Origin of the sequence: Rhodococcus sp. ENV425 (genome assembly GCF_002887785.1) — a bacterium.
In the GTDB taxonomy this organism is placed as follows: Bacteria; Actinomycetota; Actinomycetes; order Mycobacteriales; family Mycobacteriaceae; genus Rhodococcus; species Rhodococcus aetherivorans.
On sequence record NZ_PCZU01000207.1, the window covers coordinates 18,821 to 29,589 of the forward strand.

The 10,769-nt window shown below is 71.8% G+C and carries 11 protein-coding genes; 8 read left to right on the plus strand and 3 right to left on the minus strand.

All coding sequences use genetic code 11. The features are described 5' to 3' along the window. The first annotated feature begins 159 nt into the window (after nucleotides 1–159). On the plus strand, nucleotides 160–705 hold the full coding sequence (locus tag CQZ88_RS17130) for a protein-tyrosine-phosphatase (protein WP_006940182.1): 546 nt from the start codon (nucleotides 160–162) through the stop codon (nucleotides 703–705). Here the strand turns inward: CQZ88_RS17130 and CQZ88_RS17135 are convergent. From CQZ88_RS17135 to CQZ88_RS17145, 3 genes are all read right to left on the minus strand, one after another. After that, nucleotides 690–1,838 carry a sulfotransferase gene (locus CQZ88_RS17135; protein WP_006940183.1) on the minus strand — a complete coding sequence of 383 codons (1,149 nt, stop codon included), beginning with the start codon at nucleotides 1,836–1,838 and terminating at the stop codon, nucleotides 690–692. The genes CQZ88_RS17130 and CQZ88_RS17135 overlap by 16 nt on opposite strands. A 61-nt stretch (nucleotides 1,839–1,899) precedes the next feature. Beyond that, complete coding sequence (locus CQZ88_RS17140) at nucleotides 1,900–2,703, minus strand: SDR family oxidoreductase (RefSeq protein WP_006940184.1); 804 nt, start codon at nucleotides 2,701–2,703, stop codon at nucleotides 1,900–1,902. Then, nucleotides 2,700–3,866, minus strand: coding sequence for a hypothetical protein (locus CQZ88_RS17145; RefSeq protein WP_006940186.1), 1,167 nt, complete (start codon nucleotides 3,864–3,866; stop codon nucleotides 2,700–2,702). The genes CQZ88_RS17140 and CQZ88_RS17145 overlap by 4 nt, the downstream gene beginning before the upstream one ends. A gap of 83 nt (nucleotides 3,867–3,949) precedes the next feature. Between CQZ88_RS17145 and CQZ88_RS17150 the strand changes: the two genes are divergently transcribed. The 7 genes from CQZ88_RS17150 to CQZ88_RS31225 all read left to right on the plus strand — a co-directional run. After that, nucleotides 3,950–4,864 (plus strand): helix-turn-helix domain-containing protein, encoded by a 915-nt coding sequence (locus CQZ88_RS17150; RefSeq protein ID WP_006940188.1) that lies wholly within the window; start codon nucleotides 3,950–3,952, stop codon nucleotides 4,862–4,864. A gap of 213 nt (nucleotides 4,865–5,077) precedes the next feature. Then, the gene (cysD, locus tag CQZ88_RS17155) at nucleotides 5,078–5,995 is read left to right on the plus strand and encodes a sulfate adenylyltransferase subunit CysD (protein WP_029542913.1); all 918 of its coding nucleotides are present in this window, start codon (nucleotides 5,078–5,080) and stop codon (nucleotides 5,993–5,995) included. Further along, a complete protein-coding gene (gene cysC, locus CQZ88_RS17160) occupies nucleotides 5,995–7,830 on the plus strand; it encodes an adenylyl-sulfate kinase (protein ID WP_102800078.1) in 1,836 nt (611 codons plus the stop codon). The genes cysD and cysC overlap by 1 nt, the downstream gene beginning before the upstream one ends. Then, nucleotides 7,827–8,942, plus strand: a complete 1,116-nt coding sequence (locus CQZ88_RS17165; RefSeq protein ID WP_006940198.1) for a 3'(2'),5'-bisphosphate nucleotidase CysQ — start codon at nucleotides 7,827–7,829, stop codon at nucleotides 8,940–8,942. Before cysC ends, CQZ88_RS17165 begins: the two co-directional genes overlap by 4 nt. 53 nt (nucleotides 8,943–8,995) lie before the next feature. Further along, nucleotides 8,996–9,991: an MBL fold metallo-hydrolase gene (locus tag CQZ88_RS17170; protein WP_043797217.1), complete on the plus strand. Its 996-nt coding sequence runs from the start codon at nucleotides 8,996–8,998 to the stop codon at nucleotides 9,989–9,991. A 13-nt stretch (nucleotides 9,992–10,004) separates the two neighbouring features. Then, nucleotides 10,005–10,385, plus strand: coding sequence for a limonene-1,2-epoxide hydrolase family protein (locus tag CQZ88_RS17175; protein ID WP_006940201.1), 381 nt, complete (start codon nucleotides 10,005–10,007; stop codon nucleotides 10,383–10,385). 211 nt (nucleotides 10,386–10,596) lie between these two features. Then, nucleotides 10,597–10,769: YbfB/YjiJ family MFS transporter (locus CQZ88_RS31225; protein WP_258008641.1), on the plus strand; the 173-nt coding region annotated here is incomplete at its 3' end.

A 10,769-nucleotide genomic window follows, 5' to 3' on the forward strand; every position in this document is an offset into this window, starting at 1 on the left:
ACGTGACGTGGACACGGCTTCCGGACCCCGCCGGGGCGGCCCGCGAACCGGCCGCCGTGAGTGAACGACACGCGGCGCGCGTGCGAACGGCACGTGAACATCGCACGGCGCCGAAAATCGCGTCCCCTCCGCCCGATTCGCGGCGGCTAGAGTGCGCGCGTGCACATCCTGTTCGTCTGCAGCGGCAACGTCTGCCGGTCCGTGATCGCGGAGCGGCTGACGCGGGCCTACGCGTGCGAATCGGGGTGGGCCGACCTGACCGCCGAGAGCGCGGGCACGCGGGCCCTCGTCGGGTATCCCGTCGAACCCCGGGCGGCCGCGGTCATCGCCGGTCTCGGCGCCGACGCGAGCGACTTCCGCGCCCGCCGGGTGACCGCGACGATGGTCGAGGGCGCCGACCTGGTCCTGACCATGAGCGAGGAGCAGCGCGACCGGGTCGCCGGCCTGACCGCCGGCGCCGCGGCGAAGTCGTTCACCCTGACCGAGGCGCACCGCATCGCGACCGTCACCGGTGCGGAGACGATCGCCCGGCTCGACGCCTGCCGGGATCCCAGCGGCGCGGCCCGCACCCCGAACATCCCCGACCCGATCGGCCTGTCCGAGCAGGCGTTCGTCGAGACCGGAGATCTCATCGCCGCCGCGCTGTTCCCGCTGCTCGACGTCCTCGCCGCCGCGGCGGTAGCCGCGGGTCAGCGACAGGCGTAGTCCGGGAACCGCTCGTCCACCTCGGCGTCGCTCAGACCGAAATCCTCGAGCCGGTAGCGGTGCGCCGGCCGGCGATCCCCGCTGCGGCTCTCGGCGTGCAGCGCGGCCATCGCCTGTTCGGCGCCGGCGGTGAGCGGGATGCCGAACCGGTCGTAGATCGCGCCGACCGTGCCGAGGGGATCGGCGACGAAGTCGCGGTAGTCCACGTCGACGAACCGATCCGGGTGGTGCCGGCTCCGTGCCGCGGTGAACGTGTCGAGCCCGCGCGCCCACAGGTCGAGCTGGCTGCGCCCGAGGCTCGCGCCCCGGAAGGTGTGCGACCAGCCGTCGGTGGCGTGCGCGGCCAGGCTGCACACCGACGGGATCACGGTGCGCGGGTCGCGGTGGGTGACGACGATCAGCGCGTCGGGGTAGACGGTGAGCAGTTCGTCGAGTGCGAACAGGTGGCTCGGGTTCTTCAGGACCCAGCGCTTGCCGGCGTCGGGCAGCCCGATCAGCTGCAGGTTCCGGCGGTGCCGGGCGTACGCTCCGGTCCAGTCCTGCCGCGCGAGCCAGCGCGAGTAGGTGGGCAGGTGCGCGAGGCATTCGTAGGACACCGATCGGAAGGACTGCCGCAGCAGCTGCCAGCACTCCTCGACCTCGCCGGCGGACATGTAGTGCACACCCATGAACTCCGGGTGCTCGACGTGGTGCTGCGCGAACCCGGCCTCGATGGCCGCGAACGCCGGGTTCCCGGCCCACGTCTCGCGCGGCGGCCGTGGCTGCGGCAGCTCGGTCAGCCACATCTCTAGTCCCTGGTGGCCGGGGTCGGCGGTGAGCAGGCGGTGCAGCGCGGTGGTGCCGGTGCGGGGGAGGCCGGTGACGAAGATCGGCCGTTCGATCGCGACGTCGGCGTGCTCGGGGTGCGCGCGCCAGGCCGATTCGCTCAGCAGCCGCGCGACGAGGGCGCCGCGCAGGAACACCCGCGACATCTTGCTGCCGAGCGGGGTGAGGTGTTCGTCGCGCGCATACGAGTCGAGGAGGACGCCGAGGGCCCCGGTGTAGTCGTCGTCGCCGAAGTCGGTCAGGCCGGTCAGCCGCGTCGCGGAGGCGTGCAGGTCCTCGACGGTGCCGACGCTGGTGCGTTCACTCATGGATCTCCCTTCCCTGTGCGCGCTTCTGGTAGTGCCGGCTACCGAAAACGCGCACGGCTGGTCAGTGGTGGTATTCGCCGCAGTTCACGTCCAGGCACTGGCCGGTGACGGCCCGCGCCAGCGGGGAGGCGAGGAAGATCACGGCGTCGGCCACCTCCTCGGTGGTGGGCAGGCGTTTGAGGTCGGTGCCCGCCGCGGTGTGCTGGTAGATCTGTTCGACGGTGGTGCCGTACTTCTCTGCCTGGTGCTCGAAGTACGCCTTCAGGTTTTCTCCCCAGATATAGCCGGGAGCAACGGAATTGACTCGGATTCCGTGAGGGCCGAGCTCGGTGGCGAGGGACTGTGACAGCGCGAGCAGGGCCGACTTGGCCAGCTTGTAGCTGCCGTAGCGCTCCTGCGAGTGTCGCAGCACCATCGAATTGATGTTCACCACCGAGCCCTTCGTCTCGGTCAGGGCGTCGGTGAACAGTTGGGTCAGGCGCAGCGCGCCGAGGACTGTGAGTTCCACGCTGTCGCGGATGTGCTGGAAGTCGGTGCGTGCCAACGGTTTCATCGACGGAACCGAGAAAGCGTTGTTGACCAGGGTGTCGACCCGGCCGAACTCGCGGAGGGCCGTCTCGACCAGCCGGGACGCGGAGCCGGTGTCGGTGATGTCGGTCGGGACGGACAGGGCGCGCCGGCCCAGGGCGGTGATCTCGGCCGCGACGTCGTCGAGGCGGGCGGCGGTGCGGGCGGCGAGCACGACGTCGGCGCCGTGCTCGGCGCACCGCACCGCAAGGGTGCGGCCGAGTCCGGGCCCGACGCCGCTGACCACGACGGTCTGTCCGGCGAGCAGGGGGCTCGGGGTGGTGGTCACGGCGCTCACCCGAGCATCCGGTCGGCGATCGCGGTCTGGCGAGCGGCGATCCGCGCGGACCACTGCTGGGGCGTGACCCGGTTGTGGTCGAGGAACGGCAGTGCCGCGGCCAGGTCGTCGAACGGGACCACCCGGGCCGTCGGGCCGTCCGCGGTCGTGAGGTCGCGGGAGAGGCGCTGCCAGCGAAACTGCAGGAACCCGCGGCTGCGGCCCAGGGTCTCGACCCAGTTGGCGACGCCGGGATTGCGGGCGGAGACGACCATGCGGATCATCCCGTCCGGATCGACCTGGGCCTGTGTGTTGTTCAGCGACGTCTGGTGGTGGATGTAGTCGAGCGAGATATACCAGAGGCTGCCCAGCTGGAAGCCCTGGTAGGGCGCGTCGGAGGCGGGGACGGTGAGGATCATCGCCTCGTCGTCGCGCAGGTCGAAGTGCCCGACGGACGAGTACTGGGTGGCCAGGCCGCCGGGCGTAGGCCGCGGTTCGGTGACCGTGTTGACCGGAAGATCGAGGTAGAACCACTGCGGGAACTGCAGCCACGTCCGCACCCGGGACACGAGCGCGCGCCCGGCCCGCCGGTAGCGAGCGGCGGCGTCGTCCTGCGTCGGCTCGGGCGGCGGTGTGCCGAGCGCGTCGACCCGGTCGATGCGCAGGGTGCCGCGCCGCTGGGACCAGTCGCTGTAGACCTCCCGGACGACGAGCTGGGACGAGCCGGGGGCGAGGGTGAAGTAGTTGTTTCCGGGGTCGGCAGGGCCGGGACCGAACCGGGCCTCGAATGTGCCGTCGTCGGCGATGCGCAGCTCGCGGTCGTCGAACGCGGTGACGTTGCCGGGTACCTCGGCGTCGGTGTAGTTGCCGGCGAGCACCTGGAAGCTCAGGTCGCAGGTGGTGCCGCGGCGGCCGGTGACGACGTACTCGGCGTCGTCGCGGATGCGCGCCCCCAAGTAGAGGGTGTCGGGGTTGTCGAGTCCCATCTTCGTGTAGGGCCCGGTGCCGGTGACGAACGTGGGGTGGGGGCTCTCGGCCGCCCACGCCGAGTGGACGCAGGCGGTGATCCCGCCGGCGAGGTAGCGGTACCCCTCGACCAGGTCCTGCTCGGTGCGGATGTGCGGCGCCGTCGCGACGAGCTTCTCGGCCTCGGCGATGGCGGATGTGAGCGGATCGGTGAGCACACGATCTCCTTGCGGTTCAAATATGTACCGGTGCGGTAGGCTCTCGGTGCAGCGACGATAGAACGTGTTCCAAGGAGGCGTCAATGACCGAGGCCGCCGCGACGTCGTCCGCTCGGCGTTCGCCGCCGACCGAGCGGGTCGTGCAGGTCCTGGACCACCTGGTCGCGCACCCGGAGACCCGGTTCGGGCTCTCCGAGCTGGCGCGCCGGCTGGGCATGAGCAAGCCGACGTGCCTGGGGATCCTGACCGCCCTGACCGAGGCCGGCTACCTGATGCGCCATCCCGCGGACAGGACGTACAGCCTCGGTCCCGCGCTGATCGTCGCGGGCCGCGCCGCGCAGCGCGGCTTCGCCGTCGGTCCCGTCACCCACCGGCACCTGGCCGCGCTCGGCGCCGAGTTCGGTGCCACCTGCGCCGCGTCGGCGGTGGTGGGCGACCGCATCGCGGTCCTCGACGTCGCCGGGGCCGATCCGGGCGGTGCCGGGGCGCGGGTGGGAGAGGTCTATCCGTTCGCGCCGCCGGTGGGCCTGATGTACGTGCTGTGGGACTCCGACGAGCGGCTCGAGCAGTGGCTCGCGCGCGAGCCGACGCTTCCGGTGCGGCTGGACCGGGACCGCCTGCGGGACGTGGTCGACGAGTGCCGCACCGCGGGATATCTGGTCGAGTCGCTCACCGCGGGCGGGCGGCGGTTGCACGCGCTCATGGCGGGCGTCGCGGCGCACGACCTGCCGTCCGAGCTGCGCGAACTGCTGGGGGAGATGGTGTCCAGCCTGGGGGAGCGGGTGCTGCTGACCGGGGCGGAACCGGCCGACGCCGAGCATCCGGTGAACCTGCTCGCCGCCCCCGCTTACGACGCGGACGGGCGGCAGTCGGTGGTGCTCACGCTCCACGTGGGCGCGACCCTGGCCAACCGGGAGATCGCCCGGCGCGGGGCGGCCCTCGTGGCCACCGCCGAGGCCGTCACGCGCGAGCTCGGCGGGCGTCGCCCGGCCCGGTGACGCGGGCGTCGCCCGGCCCGGTGACGGCCGGGTGTTGCGGCCCCGGGGGACCGAGCGAATGGATCATGCCGTCGGTCTGATCGAGTGGGCGATACATTCGCTCGCACCCCGCGAGGCGTTGACCCGGAACTGAAACTCGTTCTATTGTTCGGGGCGAAACCTTTCGACCGAGCCGGTACATATTTGGACCGGCGCTCGTGAGCTGGAGCCCCGATGACCCTCACGCCGTCGTACGAACTGTCCCTGCTGCGCGCGCTCGAGGCCGAGTCCGTGCACATCTTCCGGGAGGTGGCGGCCACCTTCGAACGTCCCGTGCTGCTCTTCTCCGGAGGCAAGGACTCCGCGGTGATGCTGCACGTGGCGGCCAAGGCGTTCTGGCCGGCGCCGATCCCGTTTCCGGTGCTGCACATCGACACCGGCCACAACTTCCCCGAGGTCCTCGCCTACCGCGACGCCGAGGCGGCCCGCCGGAGGGTGCGCCTGCTGGTCGCCTCGGTGCAGGACGACATCGACGCCGGCCGGGCCGTCGAGGACGTCGGCCCGCGCGCGAGCCGCAACCGGCTGCAGACCCGAACGCTGTTGCGCGCCATCCGCGAAGGCGGATTCGACGCGGTGTTCGGCGGCGCCCGCCGCGACGAGGAGAAGGCCCGCGCCAAGGAACGCGTGTTCTCCTTCCGCGACGAGTTCGGGCAGTGGGATCCCAAGGCGCAGCGTCCCGAACTGTGGCAGCTGTACAACGGCCGGCACCGCCGCGGTGAGCACATCCGCGTGTTCCCGCTGTCCAACTGGACCGAACTCGACGTCTGGAACTACATCCGCGACGAGGGCATCGAGCTGCCGTCGCTCTACTACGCCCATCGCCGCACCGTCGTCGAGCGCGACGGAATGCTGCTGGCGCTCAACGAGTTCCTCGCTCTGCTGCCGGACGACGAGCCGCGCGACGCGCTGGTGCGGTTCCGCACGGTGGGCGACGCCACCTGCACGGGGTGCGTCGAATCCGCCGCCGCCACCCCCGACGAGGTGGTCGCCGAGGTCGCCGTCAGCCGCGTCACCGAGCGCGGCGCCACCCGCGCCGACGACCGCATCTCCGAGGCCGGCATGGAAGACCGCAAGAAGGAGGGCTACTTCTGATGACCCGGTTGCTGCGCATCGCCACCGCCGGCAGCGTCGACGACGGCAAGTCCACCCTGATCGGCCGGTTGCTCCACGATTCCAAGGCCGTGCCCGAGGACCAGCTCGACGCCGTCACCCGCACCAGCCGCGAGCGCGGCATGGACACCCCCGATCTGGCGCTGCTCACCGACGGACTGCGGGCGGAGCGGGAACAGGGCATCACCATCGATGTCGCCCACCGCTACTTCTGTACCCCGCACCGCGCCTTCGTCGTCGCCGACACCCCCGGCCACGAGCAGTACACCCGGAACATGGTCACCGGCGCCTCGACCGCCGACCTCGCCCTCATTCTCGTCGACGCCCGCAAGGGCATCGTCGAGCAGACCCGCCGGCACGCCTTTCTCGCCAGCCTGCTCGGCGTCCCCCACCTCGTGCTGTGCGTCAACAAGATGGACCTGGTCGACTGGTCGCAACAGCGCTTCGACGAGATCTGCGCCGAATTCTCCTCGTTCGCAGCCAAACTCGACATCCACGACCTGACGTTCGTGCCGGTGTCGGCGCTGCTCGGCGACAACGTCGTCACGCGCACCACCACCATGACCTGGTACGAGGGCGCCTCGTTGCTGCACCGTCTCGAGCAGGTGCACGTCGACTCCGATCGCAACCTCATCGACGCGCGATTCCCCGTCCAGTACGTGCTCCGCCCCGGTCACGGGGAGCACCGCGACTTCCGCGGCTACGCCGGCACCGTCGCGAGCGGGGCGTTCGCCCCCGGCGACGAGGTGGTGGTGCTGCCCTCGGGCTACGGCACGCGTGTGCGCGCCGTCCACGGACCGGGCGGCGACCCGGTGCCGAGCGCCTTCGCGGGCAGCGCCGTGTGCCTCGAACTCGAGGACGACCTCGACGTGGGCCGCGGTGACATGCTGTGCCGCCCGGGGAACCGCCCGCTCGTCGGGCACGAGCTCGACGCGATGGTGTGCTGGCTCGCCGAGGGCCCGGGTCTCGCACCCGACGCCACCTACACCCTGCTGCACACCTCCAACGCCACCGCCGCGCACGTGGTGCGGCTCGACTACCGGCTCGACGTCACCACCCTCCACCGCGACGGGACGGCACGATCGCTGACCCTCAACGAGATCGGACGGGTGCAGCTGCGGACCCGCCGTCCCGTGCTGTTCGACCCCTACCGGCGCAACCGGACCACCGGCAGCTTCGTGCTCGTCGACGACGCGACCGGCAGCACCGTCGCCGCCGGGATGATCACCGGACCCACCCTCGCCGCCGCCCCCGTCGTGTGGCACGCGGCGGAGGCGACCCGCGCCGAACGCCTCTCGCGTGGCGCGACGGTGTGGCTGACCGGCCTGTCGGCGTCGGGCAAGTCCACCGTCGCCGCGGCGCTCGAGCGGCGCCTGCTCGCGGCCGGTGTCCCGGCCTACCGGCTCGACGGCGACAACCTGCGCCACGGCCTCAACGCCGACCTCGGCTTCGGGCCGCGGGACCGCGCGGAGAACGTCCGGCGCGTCGGCGCGGTGGCGCAGCTGATGGCCGACGCGGGCCTGGTGACGATCTGCGCGCTCATCAGCCCGTACCGGTCCGACCGGGACCGGATCCGCGAGCAGCACCGGGAGGCCGGGCTGCCGTTCCTCGAGGTGTTCGTCGACACCCCGCTCGCCGACTGCGAGGCCCGCGATCCGAAGGGCATGTACGCCCGGGCCCGGGCAGGGGAGATCACCGGGTTCACCGGTATCGACGACCCCTACGAGGCGCCCACCCGGCCGGACCTGGTGCTGCGGCCGCAGGACGGCGATCCGGTCGCGCAGGCCGGGCTGGTCATGGAATTGTTGGCCCCATGACCGATGACGCCGCCCTCGCCGCCGAGATCGCCACCGCTGCAGGCGAACTGTTGCTGACCGTCCGCGCGGCCGAGGCCGACACGCTCACCGGTCGCGAACTCGGCCGCCGCGGCGACCGCGCCGCCGATACGTACATCCTCGAGCGGCTCGCCGCCGAGCGCCCCGGCGACGCGGTGCTCTCGGAGGAATCCGCCGACGATCCGGTGCGGGTGCACGCGAAGCGGGTGTGGATCGTCGACCCGTTGGACGGGTCCAAGGAGTACGGCATGCCGGACCACGAGGACTGGGCCGTGCACGTCGCGTTGTGGGAGGCCGGCAGGGGTATCACCGCCGCCGCCGTCGCTCAGCCGGCCGTCGGTGCCGTCTACGGCACCGACGACGTCCGTCCCGCCGAACTGCGGCCGCTGGCCGGCCGACGGCCCCGGATCGTCGTCAGCGGCAGCCGGCCGCCGGCCTTCGTCGCCGACGTCGCCCGGGCCGTCGGCGCCCACGTGGTGCGGATGGGTTCGGCCGGGGCCAAGGCCATGGCGGTGGTGCGTGGCGACGTCGATGCCTACGTGCACGCCGGCGGGCAGTGGGAGTGGGACTCCGCGGCGCCGGTGGGGGTCGCGCAGGCGGCGGGGCTGTACTGCGCCCGCATCGACGGCAGCGAGCTCGAGTACAACCGCCCCCACCCCTACATGCCGGACCTGGTGATCTGCCGGCCGGACTGGGCGCCGACCCTGATGGCCGCGATCGCCGAGCATGCCGGCGCGCCCACCGACAGCGCCCGCGTCGCCATGGCCCGCTCCTACATCCGCTCCCTCGTCGGACACGACGCATCACACGTGCGGCTCGCGGCCGACGCGTGGCGGGTCGAGAACGGCGTGCGCACCGGCGACAGCGGCGTCGAGATCCGCGACCGGCTCGAGCAGGGCCCCGAGTACCGCTCGATCCGTCGTGTGCGGGAGCTGACGTTTCGCGAGTGGGACGACAACGTCGTCGCGCGGTTCCTGCTCGACCTCGACGCCGGCGACGGCACCCTCACCGTGGCGGTCACCGAGCACTTCGCCATCCCAGCGGGGGAGATCCGGTCGATCATGGCGATCATCGAGCCGCACGAACCCAAATAGTTTACTGTTTGTGTTCATTGAATGGCTAACGATCGAGTAGCTCGGAGGACCCCATGGACCACGCCCGCGACATCGGCGACGGCATCTACCGCATCCCCGTACCGGTGAGCGACCTGCCGGTCGGCGACACCCAGGTGTATGCGATGGAGTCGCCGCGCGGGCTGGTCCTCGTCGACGTGGGCTGGAACGACGACACGTCCTGGGCCGCGCTGCAGGACGGCCTCGCCGCCGTCGGCGCCTCCGTCGCGGACGTCGAGGGGGTCGTCGTCACCCACTTCCATCCCGACCACGTCGGTCTGACCGGCCGGATCCGGGAGGCGTCGGGCTGCTGGGTCGGCATGCACGAGGACGACTTCGGCCAGCTCGAGCTCATGATCTCCGGCGACGGCAACGCCGAGTGGGAGGCCGAGCAGTGGCGCCGCGCCGGCGCCCCGGACGACGAGATCACCACCTACCTCGACCGGGTGAACGGGGAACGCGCAACCGGCAAGCCCGACGTCCATCCCGACCGCAAGCTCGCCACCGACGAACGGATCACGCTCGCCGGCCGCACCCTGCGCACAGTGTTCACCCCCGGGCACACCCCCGGCCACGCCTGCTTCTACATCGAGGAGCACGACATCCTCTTCAGCGGCGACCACGTCCTCGCCACCACGACCCCGCACGTGGGCGACTTCGATTTCCCCCTCCCCGAACGCGACGCCCTCGGCGAATTCATCGACTCCCTGCGCGCCGTCGGCACGCTCCCGGCCCGGCGCACCCTGCCCGCGCACCGGCAGCCGATCGACGACCTCGCGGCCCGCACCGACGCGCTCGTCGAGCACCACGAGCGACGCCTCGACGATCTGTACGCGGCGTTCGGCGACGAGGAGCTGACGCTGTGGCAGGCTGCCGAGCGGATGACGTGGTACCGCCCCTGGGACCAGACTCCGCCCACGGGCAAGCAGATGGCGCTGTCCGAGGCCTCGGCGCACGTGCGGCACCTCATCGAGAGAGGCCGGGCGCGCCGGGTCCCGGGCACCGACCCGGCGCGCTTCGCCCGGGCCTGACGGAAGGAACCGCATGACCCCCGACGAGCTCGTCACCGAATTCTGCCGCCGTTGGGCCGATCCCGACCCGGCCGTGCTCGCGTCCTACTTCACCGACGACGCCGTCTACCACAACATCCCGATGGAACCGGTGCGCGGGCGCGCGGCGATCGAGGAGTTCATCGCCGGGTTCGTCGCCTCGTTCGGCGGCATCGATTTCCGCATCCGGCACCAGGCTGTCCACGGCGGCGTGGTGCTCAACGAGCGGGTCGACGTGTTCACGCTCGGGGGACGGACCGTCGAACTGCCGGTGATGGGGACTTTCGAGGTCGTCGACGGCAGGATCGCCGGCTGGCGCGACTACTTCGACATGGCGCCGATCACCGAGGCCGCCCAGCAGGATCCGGCGGACTGACACCCGGTCTCGCGGTCGTCGGCCGCAGGTGACCGAGTTGATCCGGCCGTGGGAGAGTCGGTGCATGCACGCAGTGAGTGCCGATGCTCCCGGGAGTCGGGCCGAGGTCCGTGACGTAGCCGGGCCCACGGCATGAAGGGGAATTCATGACGCTCTCCCCAGGCGGGCGGATCGGCCTGGCCGGAGCTGCGGTGGTCGGAGTCGCTTCGGCATGGCCCGCTACGCCTACGGCCTGACACTGCCCGATATCCGGGAAGACCTGCGGCTCTCCGCGCTGGTGCTCGGCCTCGTCGCCAGCGCAACGTTTGCGGGCTACCTGGCCGGTCTGTTGCTCGCCGGACGGCTCGCCGCTCGCCGCGGCTCGCCGCTCGCCGCGGGTCGCGC

Coding starts and splice junctions, on each gene's coding strand:
- CQZ88_RS17135 (WP_006940183.1), bottom strand. CDS start 1,838: ATGAGTGAACGCACCAGCGTCGGCACCGTCGAGGACCTGCACGCCTCC.
- CQZ88_RS17150 (WP_006940188.1), top strand. CDS start 3,950: ATGACCGAGGCCGCCGCGACGTCGTCCGCTCGGCGTTCGCCGCCGACC.
- cysD (WP_029542913.1), top strand. CDS start 5,078: ATGACCCTCACGCCGTCGTACGAACTGTCCCTGCTGCGCGCGCTCGAG.
- cysC (WP_102800078.1), top strand. CDS start 5,995: ATGACCCGGTTGCTGCGCATCGCCACCGCCGGCAGCGTCGACGACGGC.
- CQZ88_RS17165 (WP_006940198.1), top strand. CDS start 7,827: ATGACCGATGACGCCGCCCTCGCCGCCGAGATCGCCACCGCTGCAGGC.
- CQZ88_RS17170 (WP_043797217.1), top strand. CDS start 8,996: ATGGACCACGCCCGCGACATCGGCGACGGCATCTACCGCATCCCCGTA.
- CQZ88_RS17175 (WP_006940201.1), top strand. CDS start 10,005: ATGACCCCCGACGAGCTCGTCACCGAATTCTGCCGCCGTTGGGCCGAT.